Annotated in this window: 17 protein-coding genes; 6 read left to right on the top strand and 11 right to left on the bottom strand. The window is 45.3% G+C overall.

Going from position 1 to position 23,008, the window contains the following annotated elements; genetic code table 11:
• Window positions 1-32: 32 nt before the first annotated feature.
• From B9A91_RS20720 to B9A91_RS20695, 6 genes are all read right to left on the bottom strand, one after another.
• Window positions 33-845, bottom strand: coding sequence for an SDR family NAD(P)-dependent oxidoreductase (locus B9A91_RS20720; protein WP_084240951.1), 813 nt, complete (start codon window positions 843-845; stop codon window positions 33-35).
• 133 nt (window positions 846-978) lie between these two features.
• Window positions 979-2,211: a TlpA family protein disulfide reductase gene (locus B9A91_RS20715; RefSeq protein WP_084240950.1), complete on the bottom strand. Its 1,233-nt coding sequence runs from the start codon at window positions 2,209-2,211 to the stop codon at window positions 979-981.
• A 19-nt stretch (window positions 2,212-2,230) separates the two neighbouring features.
• Window positions 2,231-3,580, bottom strand: a complete 1,350-nt coding sequence (locus B9A91_RS20710; RefSeq protein WP_084240949.1) for a RagB/SusD family nutrient uptake outer membrane protein — start codon at window positions 3,578-3,580, stop codon at window positions 2,231-2,233.
• Between the two features lie 10 nt (window positions 3,581-3,590).
• A complete protein-coding gene (locus tag B9A91_RS20705; protein WP_159451752.1) occupies window positions 3,591-7,112 on the bottom strand; it encodes a SusC/RagA family TonB-linked outer membrane protein in 3,522 nt (1,173 codons plus the stop codon).
• A gap of 198 nt (window positions 7,113-7,310) precedes the next feature.
• Complete coding sequence (locus B9A91_RS20700; protein ID WP_084240947.1) at window positions 7,311-8,411, bottom strand: FecR family protein; 1,101 nt, start codon at window positions 8,409-8,411, stop codon at window positions 7,311-7,313.
• 118 nt (window positions 8,412-8,529) lie between these two features.
• Entirely contained in the window at window positions 8,530-9,105 is a 576-nt protein-coding gene (locus B9A91_RS20695) for an RNA polymerase sigma-70 factor (protein ID WP_084240946.1), read from the bottom strand.
• A 228-nt stretch (window positions 9,106-9,333) separates the two neighbouring features.
• Here B9A91_RS20695 and B9A91_RS20690 point away from each other — a divergent pair, with 228 nt between their 5' ends.
• The 4 genes from B9A91_RS20690 (at window position 9,334) to B9A91_RS20675 (ending at window position 11,659) form a co-directional block, all read left to right on the top strand.
• Window positions 9,334-10,209, top strand: coding sequence for a glycerophosphodiester phosphodiesterase (locus B9A91_RS20690; protein ID WP_084240945.1), 876 nt, complete (start codon window positions 9,334-9,336; stop codon window positions 10,207-10,209).
• Between the two features lie 96 nt (window positions 10,210-10,305).
• Window positions 10,306-10,620 (top strand): ArsR/SmtB family transcription factor, encoded by a 315-nt coding sequence (locus tag B9A91_RS20685; RefSeq protein WP_084240944.1) that lies wholly within the window; start codon window positions 10,306-10,308, stop codon window positions 10,618-10,620.
• A gap of 19 nt (window positions 10,621-10,639) precedes the next feature.
• Window positions 10,640-11,104 (top strand): SRPBCC family protein, encoded by a 465-nt coding sequence (locus B9A91_RS20680; protein WP_084240943.1) that lies wholly within the window; start codon window positions 10,640-10,642, stop codon window positions 11,102-11,104.
• A gap of 27 nt (window positions 11,105-11,131) precedes the next feature.
• A complete protein-coding gene (locus B9A91_RS20675) occupies window positions 11,132-11,659 on the top strand; it encodes an SRPBCC family protein (RefSeq protein ID WP_084240942.1) in 528 nt (175 codons plus the stop codon).
• A gap of 2 nt (window positions 11,660-11,661) precedes the next feature.
• On the opposite strand, the gene B9A91_RS20670 is transcribed toward B9A91_RS20675, so the two are convergent.
• Window positions 11,662-13,662, bottom strand: coding sequence for a urocanate hydratase (locus tag B9A91_RS20670; protein ID WP_084240941.1), 2,001 nt, complete (start codon window positions 13,660-13,662; stop codon window positions 11,662-11,664).
• A 3-nt stretch (window positions 13,663-13,665) separates the two neighbouring features.
• Complete coding sequence (gene hutH / locus B9A91_RS20665) at window positions 13,666-15,240, bottom strand: histidine ammonia-lyase (RefSeq protein ID WP_084240940.1); 1,575 nt, start codon at window positions 15,238-15,240, stop codon at window positions 13,666-13,668.
• A gap of 76 nt (window positions 15,241-15,316) precedes the next feature.
• Here hutH and B9A91_RS20660 point away from each other — a divergent pair, with 76 nt between their 5' ends.
• On the top strand, window positions 15,317-16,204 hold the full coding sequence (locus B9A91_RS20660) for a LysR family transcriptional regulator (RefSeq protein ID WP_084240939.1): 888 nt from the start codon (window positions 15,317-15,319) through the stop codon (window positions 16,202-16,204).
• A gap of 3 nt (window positions 16,205-16,207) precedes the next feature.
• Here the strand turns inward: B9A91_RS20660 and B9A91_RS20655 are convergent, their stop codons facing one another.
• Entirely contained in the window at window positions 16,208-18,691 is a 2,484-nt protein-coding gene (locus B9A91_RS20655; protein ID WP_084240938.1) for a PAS domain S-box protein, read from the bottom strand.
• 88 nt (window positions 18,692-18,779) lie between these two features.
• Window positions 18,780-19,652, bottom strand: coding sequence for a lysophospholipid acyltransferase family protein (locus B9A91_RS20650; RefSeq protein WP_159451751.1), 873 nt, complete (start codon window positions 19,650-19,652; stop codon window positions 18,780-18,782).
• A gap of 162 nt (window positions 19,653-19,814) precedes the next feature.
• On the opposite strand from B9A91_RS20650, the gene B9A91_RS20645 reads away from it, so the two are divergent.
• A complete protein-coding gene (locus B9A91_RS20645) occupies window positions 19,815-20,600 on the top strand; it encodes a PhzF family phenazine biosynthesis protein (protein ID WP_084240936.1) in 786 nt (261 codons plus the stop codon).
• A gap of 8 nt (window positions 20,601-20,608) precedes the next feature.
• Here the strand turns inward: B9A91_RS20645 and ppsA are convergent, their stop codons facing one another.
• Window positions 20,609-22,969, bottom strand: a complete 2,361-nt coding sequence (ppsA, locus tag B9A91_RS20640) for a phosphoenolpyruvate synthase (RefSeq protein WP_084240935.1) — start codon at window positions 22,967-22,969, stop codon at window positions 20,609-20,611.
• Between the last annotated feature and the right edge of the window lie 39 nt (window positions 22,970-23,008).

Here is a 23,008-nt window from a genome sequence, read left to right as displayed (position 1 = left end):
ACTAATATACAATTTTGAAGATAATCTGTAGCCTATTTGGCTACAAAAGGGATCCTTTCAACTTTATAATTCAGCGCACTTGTGGTACCGCTGGTTACATCAATGGTAACCCCTGTTATTTTTCCTGAAAGCTCTGAGGCCAGAAATACTGCTACGTTGGCAATATCATTGATCATAGGCAGCTTTTTGAGCATGGTGTCCTCTTCCAGTTTTTTGATGAAACCTGCAACCTCAGGCCCTCCGCTGGCAAGGGCATCCATAAATGGTTTTGAATCGGGCGATCCGGCCGACCTGATGTTTACCACACGTACACCATAGGGCCCAAGCTCCGAAGCCAGGTCCCTGGAAAAACCTTCAAGCGCGCAACAGGCAGGGCCAAAACCGCCCACCAATGGGTATGCTGTGCCTCCCGGGGTGGCAGTTAGCGACAGGATTACACCAGACCTTTGTTTCATCATTATCCTGGCAGCCGCAGTAGTGGTTAAAAAATGGGTTTCCATGGCAATATTGATGGGTCGGGTGAAATCGTCGAGCGACATGTCTACCAAAGGAATATCCTGTGTATCCTGGGTGTTGATCAGATTGAAAGAAAGATCGACACTGCCTGCCGTACTGGCGACATACCAGATGTGATCATTAACTGCCGTCGGATCAAGGGCATTCACTTCTGCCGGCTCTGCCTTTCCACCACTTGCACGGATTTCATCTGCGACCTTTTGAACCGAAGCCAGGCGGTGGCCGGTAAGAAATACACGTGCCCCGGCAGCAGCCAGTGCGCGGGAAACTGCCCCTCCCAATGATCCCCCTGCTCCATAAATTACTGCATTTTTATTTTGAAGTATCATCTGTTATTGATTTATGTACGCCGCAAATTTAGCTGTGCAGCCAATCCGGCATGCTGTATCAACCTGACAAATTAGAGGGGCATTCGCGACAAAAAAAGGCCGGGCAAACCCGGCCTTTATGCTTGAATATGCTTTACTTCAGGAGTTGATCCAGCTCCTTCCTCAGTTCCGGATCGGAGGGCCTTCTGGCATCCCCCGACACAATTCTGCCTTCGGGATCGATCAGGATAAACCTTGGAATCCCACTGATATTGAACTGTTTTACAAAATCAGCTTTAAAGTCTTTGTCCGAAATCAATTGTATCCCCCCAAGCTGATGCTGGTTTACATAATCCATCCATTTGCCATGATCGGCCATCTTGTCGACCGACAAGCTCACAAAATAAATGTTCTTGTGATGAAACTCCTGTTCAAGCTTTTTTAAAAAAGGAATTTCGGCCTTACAGGGCGAACACCAGGTTGCCCATACGTCAATATATACATATTTACCACGCAGGCTTTTCAAGGAGACCATTTTACCATCGGCATCGGCATAGGTAAAATCAGGCGCAAGCCCTTTACCGTTCATCCTTTTGTAGTTTGCATAAATCTGCCGGATCTCTTCAAGGTAAGCAGTGTTACCGGGCAATGCCCTAAAGTTGTTGTAGGCATCCTCTTTAACGGCATTGTCTTTTACTGCTTTCAAAATCATTGCTGTTGCTTTGTAATTGAGGTAAGTCCTGATAAAAGGGTTCCTGATTTCAAGGTTGATCTGCTTAATTTTCAGCAGCTCCTCAAAGTGGCCCCCGGAACTGGTATCTGCCTTATATTTTGTTTCACTCAGGTGTATCAGGTAGTTGTCCAGCCATTGCCTATACGCTGCAGAACGTTTAAATAAAGATTCGTCGTTTACAGATGTACCGTCATTGACCATTCCGCTGAGGTATTTCCTGTCCTTTTCACTCAATTGCTTTACATAAGCATTTTTCTGGGCAGAGTCGATCTGGGCAGCTGTGTATTTTTTAGTTTCCAGCAGATCGTGAAAGCGCTTTACCCCCATAGAATCCAATCCATAAAATTCCAGGTACCAGCTGAGCACATTTCTTGCAGAAAAATCTGCATCCTTAATCATCAGCGCTTTCAGCGCAGGGTCTTTTTCGCTGGCATACTGGCCGTTCAGGGCCGACTTATAGCCCTCAACTTTTTTCAGAAAATGCTTGGGTGGCATGACATACATGCTGTATAAGTACTTTCCGCCTGCCCTGGGAAAGTATTTTGCAAGCAGGACCTCTTTGTTTTTTAACAGGTCGTCCTTTAGTTCGGTTTTACTGGCTTGAGCATAGCAGCTACCGCCCAGCATCAGCAGGATATACACTATTGTTTTCATGAGTTTGGATCTGATTAACTTAATTAAGTTCCATTTTCGGATTGAAATTCCGTACCCTGACAGGGATCTGCAAGGTGTAATCCTTGCTATGTGCCTTCAATGTTGCGAGTAATGCACCTGTTTTTCTGTTGATCCTCTGTACATCCGGCATGCGGTTTTCCTTGTCCAGACGTTTCATGTCCATCCATCTTAAATCGCCAAAAGCCAGTTCCCTCCTCCGCTCTGCAAGTACTGCCGCCAGGGCCGATTCAGGATCGGAGGCCGTTAAGGGCTGATAAGCGTTACTTTTAATTCTTAACACCCTGATTTTATTCAGCATTTCCATTGCTTTCGACAATTGGTTTGCGCGGGCTGCCGTCTCGGCCACGTTCAGGTAAAGTTCCGGGAATGTAATGCCAAAATTCCCCCACCCGCGGGCTACCGACCTGTAAAGGCCTTTGGCATTTGTACCGGAAAACAAAGTATAACGCAGGTCGCTGGCATTGAAATATCCTTTCAGGTTGTCTGAATACAACATAAAATTGGGCAGGTTAAACTCATCACTGGCCCGCTGCCAGAGGATCTCAGGATTGAGGTCTGTAACCGGGAGATCGTCTTTGCTGCCAAGGGTATTGTAATTGATGAGCTGATGCGCTGCTTTCAAAGCTTCTTCCGAGTAGCTGCCGGCCTTTTGATAATCGCCGATATACAAATATACCCGGGCCAGAAAACCCTGGGCTCCCGCCCTGGTGCTCCGGTAACGGTTCAGGTTATTCAAAGGCAGGTATTCCACTGCGCGCTGGGCATTGTTGATGATGCTATCCAGCGTAGTCTGCAGTCTTGACCGTTGAGGGGCAACTTCTGTGACATCGTTGGAAGTGATCAGCGGCAGTCCGGGATCAGTACCAGCGGTTGCAGGGTCATAAGCTTTTGCGAAGGCGGTAAGTAAGGTAAAATAGGCGTTGGCGCGAACCAGTAAGGCCTCTCCCAATACTTCCTTCTTCTTTTGCACTGTACCTTCCTTTGCGTTCATCACATGCTTAACAATCACATTTGCATCGTAAATGACACGGTACAGTTGTCCCCATATGGCCGGACTGAGCTGGTCGTTCACATCTACTTCCCTGCGCCAGAAAAACATATTGGCCTGAACGCTACGGTCTATCGGACTGTAATCCTCATAATAGTCATCCGTACAGTACAGCAATGCTGAAGGAAAAGTCTGTGTCATGGTAAATGAGTTCAGTATATTTTCGTAGTCGCTCAGCTTTTCGGGAATGATCACCCCCTTTGGCTTTACCTCCAGAAAATCCTTACAGGAAGGCAGGAAAAAGAGCAATGATAAAACAAACAGGCAGACTGGTATTTCTTTTTTTAGTAATGATTTCATCTGATTGATCTTAAAAATTAGCAGAAAATGTTAAGCTGTAGAAAGACTGCTGAGGGAGGGTTCTTATGCCTTTCCTGCGGTCTATCGATTCCGGATCAATGTCATTCCCGCTAAAGGTATACTTGAACGGATTTTGAACCTGGAGGCGCAGCTGGACATGATTTAGGCCTACCCGCTTTAACACCTTATCTTTGAGGTTGTAAGTCAGGATAACATCCCTTAGCCTGATGTAATCGGCCTTTCTTACAAACTGATTGGCATAGGTAAAGCCATCCCTTGCCGCATAGCTGAAATCGCCTGGCGTACCATATACCGGAAAGCCCGGGACATTTGTAGTGGCCTCATCGCCTTCTTGTTTCCAGTAAACCGAGGCCCCCTTCAAAGGATAACCTACATTCGCATCATTCGGGTCGGCCTGCTGCACCCGCATGATATGCCCTCCATAGTACATAAAAAGGAAGGACAAATCAAAAGGACCGGCAGAAAACTGGTTGTTCAATCCAATTACATATTTAGGTGTGGTTGTTCCGCTATACACCAGGTCGTCGAAGCCTACGTCATCAATCACGCCCTCGGTATTCAGAATTTTAACATTACCATTCCTATCGTAGACCCCCGGTTGCCCCAGCTCATTTAAGCCGGCATATCTATAGCTGAAAATGGCGTTCATGGCGTACCCTTTTTGGAGATCGGTCCCTGTTACGATATCATAAGACAGGGTTTTGTCTTTGGGCTGAACTTCCAGTACTTTATTTTGGTTAAATGCTGCCGTAAGCGCCGTACGCCAGCTAAAATTTGTGCCTTTCACATTTAAACTATTGATCATCAGCTCCAGGCCTTTGTTTTCAATGGAGGCCGTATTTGCACTGTATTGATTAAAGCCCAGTGTAGGATCGGCAGACATGACCCCGAAAACATCCCTGGTCTTTTTATAATACAGATCAACACTACCTGAAATCCTATTGTCCAGCAGTCCGTAATCCAAACCTAAATTATAGTTATAGGTGGTCTCCCAGCGAATGGACTGGTTTTCGGGTGAGAGTACATCGTACATCAGCAGCGCACTGTTGAACATGGTGTTCAGTCTGGAACTGAGCAGCAGGAATGGTCCGCTAAAACTGCTGGGCACATTCCCGTTAAAACCAACGGCAGCCCTCAGCTGCAAGCTGTTTACCCAGTTCAGGGGCTTCATAAATGCTTCCTCCCCCAATACCCAGTTTAACCCTGCCGACCATAGAGGCTTATTTTTGTATTTCGGATCTACCCCGAACAGGTTGGACTGATCTATGCGCAAGCTGCCTGTAGCTACATACCTGCGGTCGTACACATAGGTTGCCTGACCGTAGAAGGACCGGAACCTGCGGTCGCTGTATGCTTCGCTGAAGTAATTTGCCTGACTAAACCTGGAGCCATAATTCCCGAGTTCGGGAAAAGCGGGGGTAACAGTAGAGTTCAGTACCTGGAAATTGACCGGTTTATTGATCAGCGATTGCCCGTCGTACCCAAAAAAGGTTGTCTTGTAGGAGTCGGATTGCGTTTTGCGTTGCTCTACACCCAGGATACCCGATATGTTGTGCTTCCTGTTTTCAGTGTAATAATTTACATTGAATTGTCCACGCAGTGTATAGGCTACATTTCTTAGCGTTTGTTTGGTTAAGATATCGCCTTGTGGCAGATCTGTAAACAGAGGGGTACCTTTGGTCGGGTCTTTTCTTACTTTTGAGTTGATGAGGTAGCGTACGCTATAAGCCTGTTCTGTCTTTAACTGATCGGTTATCCCCTGCTCATTTTCGTATGCTCCGCCAAGATCCAGGTTTAGCCAGCTGGTAATTTTACTGTTGAGCCGCCCCTGTACCCTGAACGAATTTAAGGAACTTTTGTTTGTATTGGCAAACAGTTCTCCGTAAGGATAATAGCGCTGATCGTACAATCCGAGGGCTTTAGCCCGGTTGTTGTAGGTTTCATTGATGGCATAAAAAGTTTCCTTCAACTCGCCAAATGTTGCAGGCAGCGCGTTTCCATTTTCATCAATTAAGCGTTCGTAAGGCAGCAAATCGGCATAGGGCGCAGTTTTGCCGGTTTTGATCTGATTGTTGGTATAAATCCCCCGGAAGTCGAACGCAAAAGTTTTACTGAACTGATAGGTATTCGCTACATTTAAGACCACCCGTTTGTTGGCTGAGCCGACCTCCTGCGGTCTTTCGCCAATATAGTTAAGCCCGAGCAAGTAGGTTCCTTTTTCATTTCCGCCGCCCACATCAAAATTAATGTTCTCTACCTGCCGTTTCCGATAAAAGAGGTTCTCATAATCTGAAAGGTTATTGTATGCCCCCAGCGCAGCGAGTTTTTCATTGGCCTGCTGCTCGGTAATCAGCTGCTCATCGCGGTCAAACAAAATCACCCTTGCCGGATCTATGGGATTGTATTCGTTATAATAATCGCGGCTATCATAGCCAGATTTAACTATAGCCCTATGCAGGTCGATCAGCTCTGCAGAGCCGATATAATTCATATAGCCGAAATCCGGCTTTTGCTCCAGCCCCAGGGTAGTCCTGAAATTAAATACAGGCTTACCGGATTTGTCGGATTTACCACGCCTTGTTTCCACCACAATAACCCCATTGGATGCCTGAACACCGTAAATCGATGCTGCAGCAGCATCCCTAAGCACACTAATGGATACGATCTCGTTGGGGTTAATTGTACTCAGGTCGATCTCTGTTGGAAAACCGTCAACCACAATCAATGGTCGTTTTACGGCATCAAATGTACTTACTCCGCGAATAGAGATCTCGCGGGAAGCGCTGTTATAAATTAAGCCAGGCACCTTTCCTTCCAGGCTTTCCAGAAAGTTCCCTGTTACGGCCACACGCTGCTGGTAATCCTTCTGATCAATGCCCGAGGCTGCCCCCGTCAACTGATCTTTTTTTATTTTCTGATAACCGGTACTGATGACCCCGACCTCTTCCAGCCGGGCATTTTCGGCTTCAATGATAATGTTCATTACAGGTTTCACCGGCAGCTCAGTGGTTTTATAGCCCAGGTAAGAAATTACCAGTATCGCTTTTTCATCAAGTCCTTTGAAAGAGAAGCTTCCGTCTTCAGCGGTGATTACCAGTTTATTTCCGTCTTTAACCCGCACGGTAGCCCCGGGCAGCGGCTTTCCGCTTTCGTCGCGTACTTTTCCGCTTACATCAATCCGTTGCAGGTAGCTTTTGATAAGGTCGAGCAGTGAGGCCTCTTTCCTGGCTATGATCACTGCTTTATTTTTTATCACATATACAATATCCTGCTTTTCAAATATTTTTTCCAGCACTTCATTTAATGGTGAATTGCGAACCGTTATACTCACCGGCTTTGCCAGGCTCAGGCTTTCATTGGAGTAAAAGAAGTCGTAGCCGGTCTGGTTGCTGAGTTGATTGAAGATCTGCAGCAATGGGGCATTTTTCTCCGATAGTGTTACTTTCTGGGCCAGGCCTTTGGCACTTACCTGTATCAGCATGGTGGTCATTATGATGACGGTTAACCTCATAATACGCATTATTTGACCCCTCCAGCAGGTTTTAGGCCGATGGCGGGTTAGATCATAAAAATTCATAAATTTGCTTAGTTTGGGTTTGTTGTTAAAATTGTTTAGTTGCAGTTTTTAGATGAAACCCGGATATTTAAACCGGGGGCGGCTCAAGGCCCCTGGTTTTTACCTTAAAGGATCATCTTCAGTTTGTAAGTTTTATTGCACGATGACCCTCCTTCCTTCTATTTTAAAATGGATTTTCCTGGTGGATTGCAGCATTTCCAGGACTTCTGCCAGGGTTTTGGACCTGCTGATCTTGCCACCAAAAGTTTCATTGCTCAACCCACTCCTGTAGCTGACCTCTACATCGTACCAGCGTGAAAGTTTGCGCATGATAGCGGGAACAGATTCATTCTTAAACTTGAAATAGCCTTCTTTCCAGGCAATGGCCATGTCTGTATCTGCAGCGTTTACCCGCAGTGCCTGGCCGCTCAGTACCGATTGCTGCCCCGGCCGCAGATTTACCGTGTTGCCCGGTCCGGAACTTACCTGTACTGCCCCTTCCAGTAAAGTAGTTGTGGTAACCATTTCATCGGCATAGCTATTGATGTTAAAATGTGTACCCAATACCTTTACCTCTTGCTTGTCTGTACTTACAATAAATGGCTTATTCAGCTTTGCTACCTCAAAATAAGCTTCTCCGGTAAGCGCAACCTGTCTTTTCTGCCCGGTAAAGCTGGAAGGGAAGCGGATTTCTGATGCTGAATTAAGCCAGACACGGGTCCCATCCGGAAGGGTAACCTGGTAGGTACCACCTTTGGGGGTAGCGGCTGTTATTGCCTCGGGTACGGAGCTGGGTGCCTGGGTTCCCAGCAGGGTGCCATCGCTGTACCTCAAGCCGGCATTGTCAATCACAACCCCGCTTTTGGCACCGTTCAGTTTCAGTATTTTTCCATTAGCCAATGTAAGTGTCGCGCTATTTTTACCGGGCCCGATGTTACTGGCATAAAGATCATTCTGTGGGTCCTTTTCCTGTTTATGACGGACGTAATAAAACCATAGGCCTGTGCTGAGCATAATAAAAGCAGTTGCAGCAGCAGCCAGCCAAAGCCTGCTTGTTTTGCGGGCACTGGAAACACTGACCAGTTCCTGTCTGATTTCAGCAAGATCGGTCAAAGCAGTTTCATCATCAAGGGATTCCCGTTCCTGCAAAGGGAAGTCAAGCTGCCAGCTTTCTATTATGGCCTGTTCTTCGGCATTTGCCTTGCCATTCAGATATTTCTGTAAAAGGTTTTTTCCTTTCTCTTCCTGTTGCATGTGTTTATTTATTTGCTGTCCTGACCATTGAGACTTTACAGGTATTAGAGACACAGGAAAGACTCAGAGGGTATCCGGTTACAAAAAAAAATGAAAATAAATTATAAGCATTTATTTTTCAACTCATTAAAAAACAAATTACGAGGTAAAAGCCCAGACGGGACCTTAAGATCTTCAGGGCCTTTTTGATGTGTGTACGAACGGTGTGTTCTGAAAGGCCTAACCGTTCTGCAATTTCCATATGGCTTAGGTACGAATTCCGGCTCAATTCAAATACTTCCCGCATTTTAGCAGGCAGCGCGGCAATTTCTTTTTCTATAATTTTTCTGAGCTGATTTTCCCTTAGGCGGTAATCGGTAATGCTTTCTCCATTATCCGCATAATCTGCGAGTGATTCCGCATATGCCGCAAAACGTTTATCCTGACTAATTTTGCGTAAAATCCCATTGCGTACGGAAATGTACAAATATCCCGACAGGTTTTCATTGTAAACCAGGGCTTCACGCCTGGTCCACAAAACGGTAAAAAGCTCTTGTATGACATCCTTAACAACCTCCTTGTCCTGAAGCCAGCGATAGGCATAGCGGTGCAGCAGCAATTTGTAACGGTCATAGATTTCAGTAAAAGCAGCCTGGTCACCTTTCCTCAAAAGCCCAAGCAGTTCCTGATCAGTATATGCCCCATAAGCAACCATTGTCTATGCTTTCCCGTTAATGTTACCGGATCCCGGTTCCAATGTTAATGAATATTGTTGGATTATTACATCAATCGGTTGAGAAACAAAAAGATTAAATTACATAAGGTTAAAATATAACAAAACATTAAACAAAATATAACAAAAAATAACATTTTTTAACATGTAAAAAAGTAATATTGCAATGCTGTAAGGCAACACACACATTAACCAATAATCTTATAAACTATGTTTAAAAAACAGTTTTTATGCCTGCTGATCTCCTTCTCTTTCGGATACCAGGCTTCTTATGCCCAATCTAAGCCTGAATGGCATGCCCATCGTGGGTTCAGGGGCTTAATGCCCGAAAGTACCATTGCAGCTATGAAAAATGCGGTAGACCTGAAAGCCGATGTGCTGGAATTCGACATCACCTTTACCAAAGACAAAAAGGCGGTGATCTCTCATGATCCCTTTCTGGATTACCTGATTACTTTAGACAAAAATGGTAAAGAAATCGAGCCTCAGAAAAAAATGGCCATTTACCAGATGAGCTATAAAGACGTTAAAAGCTATGACGTTGGGTCCAGGCAGCATAAGGATTTTCCGCAGCAGAAAAACTTTAAAGCGCACATCCCTTTACTGGCAGAACTTTTAGATTCTATTGAGGCTTATGTAAACCTGAAGAACTATCCAAAGCCAACCTATAACATCGAAACCAAAACATCAAAAGGCAGGGATGGGATTTATCAACCCGCGCCTGAAGAATTTGTAAAACGGATGATGAAGGTAATTTACAAAGCCGGGGTACAGGACCGGGTAATCATACAGTCCTTCGACCCAAGGACGCTGGAAATCGTGCGGAGGGATTATCCCAAAGTGGCAGTTATGCTGATTACGGTAAAAGGCAGCCTTGCAGATAACATGAAAAAGCTGACTTTTCTTCCGGATTATTATGCGCCTTCGCCCAATTTAATCAATAAAGAAGTGGTGGATTTCTGTAAGCAGAAGGGAATAAAACTCCTGTGCGGCAATACCAATAACAAGCAGGATATCGAGAAAGTACTGACACTTGGTGTGACAAGGGTTTGCAGCGATTATCCATACCAGTACCTTGCACAATAAAACAAGCCCTGTAATTTTTTTCAATAAAATTTGATAAACCGAATGGTTATGTATACTTTTACATAACCATTCGGTTATATTTAAAAAAAAATAAAGATGATAGCACGCAGAGATGTATTCCAGGCCATAGCAGACCCCACCAGGAGGGCCATTATAGGATTACTGGCACATCAGACCTTAACACTCAACACCATTGCCGATAATTTTGAGATCAGTCAGCCCGCTGTTTCAAAGCACATGCGCATACTGACAGAATGTGGATTGGTGGTCATGGAAAAACAAGGCCGGGAAAGCCATTGCCGGGCCAGTCTCCAGGCCCTGGAAGAGGTTGCACGCTGGGCAGAGCAATATCGAATATTCTGGAACAACAGACTGGATGCCCTGGAGAATTTATTGAACGAAGACAAATAATCATTTAATCAAAACCATTATGAGCACAAAGAAATCACCCGCCGTAACAGCACAAATGCTGATCAGGAAACCGGTTTCGACTGTTTTTGAAGCATTTATTGATCCCGCTATCACCAAAAATTTCTGGTTTACCAAAGGAAGCGGAAAACTGGAAGAAGGCAAAACGATTACCTGGGAATGGGAAATGTACAATGTTTCAAGCCAGGTCTTCGTGAAAGAAATCTTAAGAGATAAAAAGATAGCTGTTCAATGGGACCAGTACCAGACCACGGTTGATTTTGAGTTTAAACCATTAGGCGATACCACCTATGTAACGATTACACAATATGGCTTCCAGACTTCGGGAGATGAACTGCTTGCCGAGATCAATGGGGCAAGTGGTGGTTTTACCACAGTATTGGATGGTCTAAAGGCTTACCTTGAACACGGCATCAACCTGAACCTGATTGTCGATAAATTTCCAAAGGGACTGGCAGACCATTAATCAATTAAGCAAATCAAAAAAAGTAATATGAACAATTATGGAAAACTGATAGCGCCCGGTGTTATTCGCTTTGAGCGCAACTTACCTGGCCCCATTGAAAAGGTCTGGGCCTATCTTACCCAATCAGAAAAAAGAGGCAAATGGCTCGCAAAAGGGGAAATGGAACTTTTTGAAGGCGGCAAGGTTGAGCTTTGTTTCGTACACAGTGAACTCAGTCCTTTGCCTGATGTGGTACCTGAAAAATATAAGGACATGGATCCCTGTCATCAGCAAACAGACACCATGCTGAAGGTGGATGTACCTCATTTATTGGCCTTCACCTGGGGCAGTTCCTCGGCTGTTACTTTTGAACTGAGCGAGGCGGAGAACGGCAGGGTAAACCTGGTCATCACACACCGTAACCTCAGCAACGCTACGGAGTTGATCAGCACTGCAAGCGGATGGCACAATCACCTGGAAATTTTACTGGCCAGTCTGGAAGGTACAACACCACAGCCTTTTTGGAAAAGGCATACCGAACTGGAAGATGCCTATTCCAAAATACTTGTGCCTTAAATTTAAAGCAGGTTATTGAGTAAACTATCGTTAACGAGATGTGGCAGGGTAATATTTAAATCCGGAGTCCTGTTCATTTCTCTTTCAATAGCGAACCTGGCTTCCTGGTTACGGGCCCAGCTCCGTCTGGCAATGCCGTTGTTTACATCGAAAAACAGCATGCTTTTTAGTTTTCGGTCAGCAGCTTCCGTTCCATCCAGTACCATCCCGAAGCCTCCGTTAATGACTTCGCCCCAGCCTACTCCGCCACCGTTATGTATGGACACCCAGCTTGCTCCCCTGAAGCTGTCCCCAATCACATTGTGAATGGCCATATCTGCTGTAAAACGGCTTCCATCGTAGATGTTGCTGGTTTCCCTGAAAGGGGAATCTGTTCCGCTCACATCGTGATGGTCCCTGCCCAAAACTATCGGCGCAGTTAAACGACCGGAATGAACAGCTTCATTGAAGCGGGCAGCAATTTTCGCCCTGCCTTCAGCATCAGCATACAGTATTCTCGCCTGCGACCCTACAACAAGTTTATTTTTAGCGGCTTCTTTTATCCAGGTGATGTTGTCCTGCAATTGCTGCCGGATCTCGGGCGGAGCCTCATTCCTGATTTCCTCCATGACCTCAGCGGCCAGCTGGTCTGTTGTTTTCAGATCTTCAGGATTACCTGAAGTACAGACCCACCTGAATGGCCCGAAGCCATAGTCGAAACACATAGGGCCCAGAATGTCTTCTACATAAGAAGGATACTTAAAATCTATCCCATTAGTGGCCATTACTTCTGCCCCTGCCCTGCTGCATTCCAGCAGAAAAGCATTGCCATAATCAAAGAAATAAGTCCCTTTTGCAGCATGTTTGTTTACTGCATTGGCATGGCGTATCAAAGATTTTTTTACGTTTTCCTTAAAACGCGCAGGTTCGGCAGCAATCATCCGGTTGGCTTCTTCATAAGTCAGACCAACAGGGTAATAACCTCCCGACCAGGGGTTGTGCAGGGAAGTCTGATCAGATCCGATTTCCACAAAAATGTTTTCTGTGTCAAAACGTTCCCAAACGTCGACCACATTGCCAATATAAGCCAGGGATACCACCTCTTTACCTGCCTGTGCTTTTTTCACTCTTGTTACCAGCGACTGCAGGTTTTCGATCAGTTCATCTACCCAGCCCTGTTCATGCCTTTTACGGGCGGCTGAAGGGTTCACTTCTGCGCATATAGTTATACAGCCGGTAATGTTTCCTGCTTTTGGCTGGGCGCCGCTCATCCCGCCTAATCCTGCTGTTAAAAAAATCCGGCCTGCCGGGCTTTCATCCGGATGCAACTTTTTGCGAAAGGCATTCATCAGGGTGATGGTTGTTCCATGTACAATACCCTGAGGGCCAATATACATATAAGAGCCAGCAGTCATTTGCCCGTACTGCGTTACGCCTAATGCACTATATTTTTCCAGATCATCCGGTGAAGAATAATTGGGGATCATCATGCCATTGGTAACCACCACGCGTGGGGCAGCTGTAGAAGAAGGGAATAATCCCTGTGGATGCCCGCTGTACATGTTCAGGGTTTGCCCGTCAGTCATCCTGGCCAGGTATTGCATGGTGAGCAGGTATTGCGCCCAATTCTGAAAAACCCCGCCGTTTCCGCCATAGGTGATCAGCTCATGCGGGTGCTGTGCAATGGCCGGATCCAGGTTGTTCTGGATCATCAGCATGATGCAGCCTGCATGCAGGCTTTGAAAAGGATATTCGTTTAGGGGACGGGCATACATTTCATAATCAGGCCTGAAACGGTACATATAAATCCGCCCGTAAGTTTGCAGTTCTTCTAAAAAATCGGCCGCCAGTTCGGCATGCCATTCTGCCGGAAAATAACGCAATGCATTGCGCAGGGCCAGCTTTTTTTCTTCCCTGCTTAAAATATCCTTGCGCACGGGCGCATGGCTGACACTGGCATCATAAGTTCTTTTTGCAGGTAAAACTTCCGGTATCCCCTGCAGGATCTGCGCTTTAAAATTCATGGCTTAGAAATTTTCGAATGTGGAATGGAAAGTTGTTTGCGGAATGGCTTCCCTGGTAGCAACAGCATTGGCCAGCTGCACAATGGCGCCCGACTGTACCATATCTATGGTAGCCTGCATCATTTCGTACATAATCTGGTCTTCTTCCAGATGTGCTACTTTGGAGCGTACCAGCTGGTGTACTGCTTCTATTACGCTACCTGATTTCAGCGGTGCGTGATAATCCATGGCCTGCGCTGCGCAGAACAATTCTATCCCCAATATTTTTTCTACATTTTCAATCACCTGCAAAGCTTTCCGGCCGCTGATGGATCCCATGCTCACATGGTCTTCCTGCCCCAGGGAAGTAGGAATGCTGTCGGCGCTGGCCGGGAAGCAAAGGCCTTTATTTTCGCTGGCCAGTGCAGCCGAAGTATATTGCAGGATCATAAATCCTGAATTTATCCCTGTTTCTTTCATCAGCAGTTTAGGGACACCTTCCGTATTTCCTTCCAATGAAAGATACACCCTGCGGTCGGAGATGTTGCCAATCTCAGATGCCGCAAGACAAGCATAATCCAGCGGCATGGCGATGGGCTGTCCATGAAAATTCCCGCCACTGATGGTGAGGTCTTCACTAAAAATAATGGGGTTATCGGTTACCGAATTGATTTCTGTTTCCAGTGTTTCCTTAAGGTGTAGCCAGGCATTACGGGAAGCTCCATGTACCTGCGGCACGCAGCGCAGGGAATAAGGGTCCTGCACTTTTGCACAATTCTGGTGCGAATTCACAATTTCAGAACCGGCCAGTAAACCGCGTATATTGGCTGCTACATGCTGGTTCCCTTTATAAGGTCTTAGCTGGTGTAGCCCTTCGTCGAATGGCTTGGGAGAACCCAGCAAGCCTTCCAGCATCATTGCAGCTGTAATGTCGGCGGTAGCCAGCACATTGTGGAAACGTGCTACGACCTTTACTGCATGGGCAGCAATAAACTGGGTACCATTAATGAGGGCAAGGCCTTCTTTTGCACCCAAAGCAATTGGCTTAAAACCATGTATTTTTAAAAGTTCAGCGCTGGAAATGATCGCTCCTTTGTAATGCACTTTTCCCAGGCCAATCAAAGGTAAAAACAGGTGTGACAAAGGTGCGAGATCACCAGATGCCCCTACGGAGCCCTGCTTAGGCACCACAGGAATGGCCCCGGTTTCGAGATGCCAGATCATGCGGTCGAGTGTAACTTCCTGAATGCCTGAATAGCCTTTGGCCAGGGCCTGCAGTTTAAGCACCAGCATCAGCCTGGAAATCTCCTCATCAATGGGCTCTCCTACACCTACGGCATGACTTTTCAGGATATTCTCCTGTAATTTCCGGGTATCCTCTGCAGAGATCATGGTCGTACAAAGCGGTCCGAAGCCTGTATTTACCCCATATACGGCCTTATCGGCCTGCGCTATCTTTTCTACGATTGCACTGCTTTCATTTATCTTTTGACGGGTTTCGGCATTCAAAATCCCCTTAACTGTACCATTGGCAATGGCCAAAGCTTTACCAGCGGTAAGAAAGTCCGATCCGTAGTTAAAAATCTGATTCACACTCATATTAAAAATCGTTTACACAAAGATAATCTCTACCTTTGATACTTATAAATACCAATTACATCATCAATCAATAACCATGGGTTATCAAATAGAACTGAGGCACCTGAAGTATTTCCAGGTATTGGCGGAAGAACTGAAGTTTAGAAAAGCAGCAGAAAGACTGTTCATTTCCCAGCCGGGGCTGAGCAGGCAGATCATGCAGATGGAAGAAATATTTAACGTAGCGCTGTTTGACCGCAGCAAGAAAAAAGTAGAGCTTACGGCTGCCGGACTGTACCTTAAAGATGAGGTAGATTTTATTTTCAACCACCTGGAAACCATCAAACGGCAACTGGACAATATCGGACAGGGCAAGGAAACAGAATTAAGGATAGGCTTTTTAGGCTCTGCCGCACAGAAAATTGTCCCGGAGCTGGTCCTGAACCTAAACCGCGAATACCCCGGTGTGCAGACGATCCTGGATGAGATGCCCAATAAAATGCAGATTGAGCTGCTGGAAAAGGATAAGCTTGACCTGGGGTTTGTGCGGCTTCACCGCCTTCCGGAAGGGATTTCCCGGCACCTTGTTCACCAGGATACTTTTTCACTGGTATTACCCAAAGATCACCCGGTAAATGAGCACAACTTTAAAGGCATCCGGGAATTGAGCAACGAGGCCTTTATCTTTTTTTCCAGCGAAGACAGCCCTTTTTACCATGACCTGATCACCAGTATTTGCGAAGACAGCGGTTTCCGTCCGAAGGTTTTCCACCGCTCGGTAAACGCACTGACCATTTTTAAACTGGTGGAAGAAGGTCTTGGGCTGGCCATAGTTCCTACTTCCCTGCAGTTTGGTTATAGCCTCAATGTGAAGTTTATTGAGCTGAAAGCTATCACCCAGCGAACTGAGCTTTATGTAGCCTGGAAGGAATCAAACAGGAACCCTGCCTTAAAAAATGTGATAGGCTTATTGCTCCGTCAATAGCGGCTACTCTTTCAATAAATCCGGGATATTGAAATAAAAGGTGGTTCCAAGCCCTGCTGCGCTTTCTACCCATAAGGCACCCCCATGTTTGGAAACGAAATCGTAACAAAGGCTAAGCCCCAATCCGGTGCCCTTTTCGCCCAGTGTGCCAAAGGTGGTATAATTGGAATTTTTATTGAACAATTCCCCTATTTTATCCTCCGGTATCCCCAGTCCGTTGTCTTTTACAGAAAATAGCAGACCATTCTCATTGCCCGAAACTTTAATGATCACCATGCCCCCCATGTGGGTAAATTTAATGGCATTGGACAATAGGTTTCGAATGATCGTTTCCAGCATTCCGGTATCGGCATGGAGCAACATTTCTCCTTTTAACGAAGCAATAACCTCAATGTTTTTCTTTTGTGCCGCAGGCATTACTGTCTGGATGCATTTCTCTATAAGACCTGGCAGGTCTTTGATTTCCACCGGATTAAAACTAACTGCATTAAACTGCGATTTGGCCCAGGTAAGCAGGTCTTCCAGCAATGCGTTGGCATTGCTCAGCTCAGTCCTCATCATCGAAAGATAACTGTGTACTTCATCCGCAGAACTGGATTCGAAATCGGTCAGTGTCATATCCAGCAATTGCAGGCTTCCTGATATGGGGTTCCTGAGGTCGTGCCCGATAATGGAAAAAAGCTTGTTCTTCTGCTCGTTCGATGCTGTCAGTTCAGTATTTAATGCCTGAAGTGCATTTTCATGAAACTTACGCGTAGTCACATCCCGCATGCTCCCCTCAGTACCTGTAACTACCCCGTTTTCTACAATCAGCCTGGCATTTACAGAGGCGTAACGCAACTCGTCGTCCTTGGTTTTAAGGCGGACCTCAAAATCAATAACAGCCCCATTGAGGCGTAACTGTTCAACAATACGTTCCCTGTCCTGCGGGTAATAGTAAAAAAGATCCACAGGCTTGCCAATGATCTCGTTGCGCGTATAACCCGAGTGCTGGGCTATAGAAGGGCTGATTTCTGTAACGATACCTTCCTGGCTGGTCTGATAAAACACGTCCTGCACATTTTCAAAAATGGTGCGGTACTTTTTTTCGCTCAGCACCAGGTCATTTTCAATCTCCTTTCTTTTGGTAATGTCTTCAATCTGTGAAACATAATGCAGTGGCTTTCCGGAGCTGTCGTAAAGCATGGTGGCAGCAATAATTACCCAGATCGGCGCACCATTTTTATGCAGGTATCGTTTTTCATATTTGACTTCTTCAATCTCGCCCCGTGCCAGGTCGTCCAATACGGCCATGCTCCCTTCCACGTCATCGGGATGGGTAATGTCTTTGACATTCATCGCCTTCATCTCTTCTTCCGTATAGCCCAGTATCTGGCATAAACTTTTGTTTACGCGCTTCCATTTTCCTTGTGGGCTAATGAGTGCCATGCCAATTAAAGAGTGTTCAAAGGCCTGTTTAAACTGGGCCTCGCTCTGGTACAGCTCTTCTTCCAGCTTAACCCTTTTAGTTACATTGAAAGCAACTGCCCCAACCATTTTTCCTTCCAGATCATGAAAAGGAAATTTATAGGTTTTATAGTGCTGCAGGCGCCCTTTCATGTCTCTGACGGTTTGATGAAATTCTTTGTTCTCACCAGATTGCAGCACATCTTTGTTATTGCTTTTGGCATTGCGGCCTATATCTTCACCAAAAATAGCTTCCAGTTTTTTGCCGATCACTTCTGCAGACAGGTGAAGGGTATCAAAAAAACACTTGTTCGCAAAGCGCAAAATATTGTTTTCATCGGCAATCCAGCATAAACCCGGCAGTTCATCCATAAAGGCATAAAACCTTTTTTCATTCATGATGAAATTATCGCTCCCGGCATTATTGGTGATGTCGAAGATCACACCATCCAGTTCTTCGGCAGATTTTAAAAGATAGTTGTGCAACATATCCTGTTCGCCTTCCGGGGAATGGTTTTTCAACAGGTCAACAATTGACATTATCCTGGTTAATGGCGAGCGGATCTTATGCGAATGCAGCCAGGAAATATCCCTTAATTTTTTATTCTGTGCTTCAATTGCTTTAACATAATTCCTGTTTTCAGTAATGTCCCTTTGAATAGAAATCCAATGGGTTACCGTCCCCGTATGGTCTGAGACCGGGCAAATGTTAATGCTTACATCATACGCATTACCTTCTTTGGTGTAATTAATGAGTTCTACATTGCAGGCCTCCTTGTTTTTTATTGAAGTTTCAATCTTCTTTAGTCCCTCTTGTATCAGGTTATGCCCATGAAATATATTCGGGCTCTTGCCAATCAGTTCCTCCCTGCTATAGCCCGACATCCTGACCAGCGCATCGTTCACATAAACAATATCCGGTCCCGGATTAACTTTAGCATCGGTAATCAGCACACCATCGGTAGTATTAACCACTACCGACTCCAACAATTTCGACCAGTGTTCTTCCTCAATTTGTTCCTTGTTCTGTGCTTGTGTCATTCGTGTTCCTAAATTTCGCTTCTTGTTTAACGAAATGTAGTATTATTAAAACTAAAAACACACAATAAGCTTTATTGATTTAATAAACTTACTTCCAGCGCCGGTGCGACCATAACCAATAGGCCGGACCGGATGAAATGCTTTGTTCCAGTTTGCGGGAAAAAGCTGCTGTAATTTCATGGTCCCGGGTTTGCTTTGCGGCATCGGTAATGAGTGAAAATTCTACGCTCCAGCAGTTGTTCCCCCTAGGCTTCATGTCTATATATACCACTACAGCATCGGTTGCTACCGCCAGCTTTTCTGCACCATTAAACATCAGCGTATCCTGATTTAAGAATTTCAGTTCACATTTTGCATTTTTCCCCGGAAACTGATCAGCAATAAACAAAGAGAACTGGGGTTTTTGCTGGGGTTTTAAAAGTTGTCTTAATGCATATTGTACGGGGATTAAACGAACACCAAAACGCGTCCTGATCCTTTGTACAAGCTTACCCATAACCGGATTGGACAAAGGCTTATATATGGCATTGACCTGAAAGGACAGATGCATCGGAAGTATATTCAAACATTCCCAATTGCCATAGTGCCCCAACACGGCAATAACATTTCTTTTCTGTGCATAATAGTCGTCTAAAAAAGCCGAATTTGAAAAGCTGACACGCTTCATCTGCTGCCCGCTTCTGACGGAAAAAGACCTGACTACTTCTACAATCATAGCTGCCAGATGCAGGTAATATTCCTTGGCCAGTTGTTTAACCTCTTTATAATCTTTTTGCGGCAGTGATCTTGAAATGTTCTGAAGTACAACAGGATATCGGTAGCGGAACACATAATAGGTCAGAAAGAACATCATGCGTCCAATGAGCAGATTAGAGATAAAATAAGGCAACATGCTGAGGAGATAGACCGGGGGATAAACCACAGCATAGCATAAATTCTGGAGGTGACTTTTTCTGATCATAAAAAACGTGTTTAGCTTATGACAACCAGAATTGGGTTTACCCCTATTTGATTTTTGTTCATTGTTACAGAGAGATTTAGATATGAGCGCGAATGTAATAAACATTTGTAACACACAGGTTAACCAAGGTTAATTTTTAACTTTACACAAAAGAGCAAGCATATGAAACTTTCCATCTATCAGGTTGATGCCTTTACAGATAGCATATTCAGAGGAAATCCTGCAGCAGTATGCCCATTGACAGAATGGCTTACAGATGAAACACTGCTGAAGGTAGCAGCAGAAAATAATTTGTCTGAAACAGCTTTTTATGTACCCAAAGGTGATGGTTTTGAGATACGCTGGTTCACGCCAACAGCAGAAGTTGACCTTTGCGGACACGCAACGCTTGCCACAGCTTATGTGCTGCGTCATTTCGAAAATTATCGGCAAGAAGCCATCAATTTCTATTCCCCGCGCAGTGGCAGCTTACCTGTAGCCGTTCAACAGGACAAATTTGTATTGAATTTTCCAGCAGATGAGTTTACAGCAGTAGAAATGACCGATGAACTTTTAGCAGCCACAGACAAAAAGCCGGTTGCAGCTTTCAAAGGCAAAACCGATTATATGCTGGTATTCGGGGAACAGGGGGACATTGAAACCATGAAGCCCGATTTATCATTGATCTCGGGATTGAAAGCAAGGGGAATTATTGTAACGGCAAAGGGCAAAAACCACGATTTTGTATCCCGCTTTTTTGGCCCCGCCGTTGGTGTAAATGAAGATCCTGTTACAGGCTCTGCACATACTACGCTTGCACCTTACTGGGCTAATGAATTAAATAAAACCGGGTTAAGTGCTTTTCAGCTATCTGAACGCGGAGGGGAATTGCATTGCCGTGTATTAAATAACCGGGTAGAAATAGCAGGCAAGGCCGTGCTATATCTGAAAGGAGAGATCTTCATTTGATGGAATTCCTACCTGAGATTTGTTATCCCTTTTATTAAGGCATCAGGGTTAAACGAGATGCTGTCTATCCCGGTATTTACCAGCAAACGGGTAAAGGAAGCTGAATCGCTGGGGGCCTGACCACACAAACCTACTTTCTTTCCCAAAGCATTGGCTTTTTGGATCATCTGTACAATCAACTGTTTGCTGGCGGCATTCTGCTCGTCAAAAAGATTGGCTATAAGTGCCGAATCCCTGTCAATACCCAAGGTAAGCTGGGTAAGGTCGTTGGATCCTATAGAGAAACCATCAAACAGCTTTGCAAAACTTTCGGCCAGCAATACGTTGCTTGGTATCTCGGCCATTACCAGGATTTGAAGTGCACGCTCTCCACGCTTAAGGCCAAACTCCTCCATCAGTTGAATTACTTTTTCCCCCTCCTCTACGGTACGGCAAAACGGGATCATGAGCTTAACATTTGTAAAGCCCATTTCATCCCTTACCACTTTCATTGCCCTGCATTCGAGTTCAAAACCTGCTTTATAACGTTCATGATAATACCGGGAAGCACCTCTGAAACCTATCATTGGATTTTCCTCCCGCGGCTCAAAGTCCTGCCCGGCAATGAGCCCTGCATATTCGTTAGACTTGAAATCACTCATCCTCACAATCACCTCTTTTGGATAAAAAGCTGCTGCAATCATGGCAACGCCCTGCGAAAGTTTGTCTACAAAATAACTGGTTTTATCAGTATAATTTCGGGTCAATGCTGCAATTTTCAATTTATCAGCCTCTTTGCTAACTCCTTCCGGATTTACAAGCGCCATGGGATGTATCTGAATCCAATTGCTGATCAGAAATTCCAATCTTAGCAGACCAACGCCATGGCTGGGATAAAAAGAAAGCGCAAAGGCTTTTTCAGGATCAGCTAAAATGAGCTGTGCTTTGGGCGAATCTGGCAGTTCAAAGCCATTAAGATCAGTAATTGTTTTACTCCATTCCAATTCATCCTGCAGTACATATCCGGTTTTACCCTGTGAACAGTCTAACGTAATCATTTCACCATCTGTAATGCGTTCGGTAGCATTTCCTGTCCCAACAATAGCGACAGCACCAAGCTCTCTGGCAATAATAGCCGCATGGCTGGTCCTACCCCCTTTATTGGTTATGACCCCCGCCACCCTTTTTAATATGGGGTCCCAGTCCGGGCTCGTGGTATCCGTAACCAGAATCTCTCCGGGTTTTAATTTGCCCGCTTCTAATGGAGAAGAAAGCAACCTGGCACGGCCACTGGCAATTTTACTACCTATGGCTTCACCTCTGCTCAGCTCTATCCCTTTCTCATTCAATTTGTAGCTGATCAGCTGAGGCACCTCAATCCTGCTATGGATGGTTTCCGGCCGGGCCTGAATGATATACAACTGGTGGCCTATACCATCTTTTGCCCATTCAAAATCCATAGGCTTTCCATAATGTCGTTCGATAACGAGTGCCCATCTGGCTAATTTTTCTATTTCCACATCCTCAAGGACAAAACGGTTACGCAGTTCTTCGGGTGTATCCTGGTTAACTACTTCGTTTACCTCATCATCAAGCGCGGCGTAAACCATCATTTTGCTTTTGCTGCCCAGGTTCTTTTGGATTATGGATTTAAAACCATTATCTAACGCTGGCTTAAAAACCAGAAATTCATCGGGTGTTACCACTCCCTTTACAATATTCTCGCCCAAGCCCCATACGCCGGCAATATGGATCACATCCCGGAAACCCGATTCCGGTTCCAATGTAAAGCCAACCCCGGCGCATCCAACATCCGAACGGACCATTTCCTGAACACCTACAGAAAGAAATACCTTATCGTGTTCAAAGCCCTTGTCTTCTCTGTATTTAATTGCCCGATCGGTGTAAAGCGAGGCGAAACACTTCCTCACTGCATACAGCAATGCAGCACTCCCTTTGACATTCAGAAATGAATCATGCTGTCCGGCAAAACTTGCATCAGGCAGGTCTTCTGCAGTTGCACTACTGCGCACAGCTACCTCCTCCATTCCATCGTCAAACATATTTTCATATGCTGTGGTAATCTCCAGACTAAGGTCGGCAGGGATACGTCCGGACATCATCAGCATTCTTGCATGTTTCCCTACTGCCTCCAGGTTATGGTAGCTGTTCTTGTCCAGGTCTTTCATCAGCACACCTACCCTATGTTCGAGGTTGTTGTAGGCAATGAAATCCTGAAAAGCCTTTACAGTAATGGCAAAGCCTTTTGGCACCAGAATGCCTTTAGGTGTCAGCTTGGTAAACATTTCGCCAAGAGATGCGTTTTTGCCGCCAACCTGTGCAAGATCGGCCATCGTAATTTCACTAAACTTCCTTATGTACTTTTCCATGGCGTTATAATACTTTACCAAATCTATGTTTTCAGTTCT

The organism is Pedobacter africanus (assembly GCF_900176535.1).
GTDB lineage: Bacteria > Bacteroidota > Bacteroidia > Sphingobacteriales > Sphingobacteriaceae > Pedobacter > Pedobacter africanus.
This window is presented reverse-complemented; position numbering and strand designations above follow the sequence as displayed.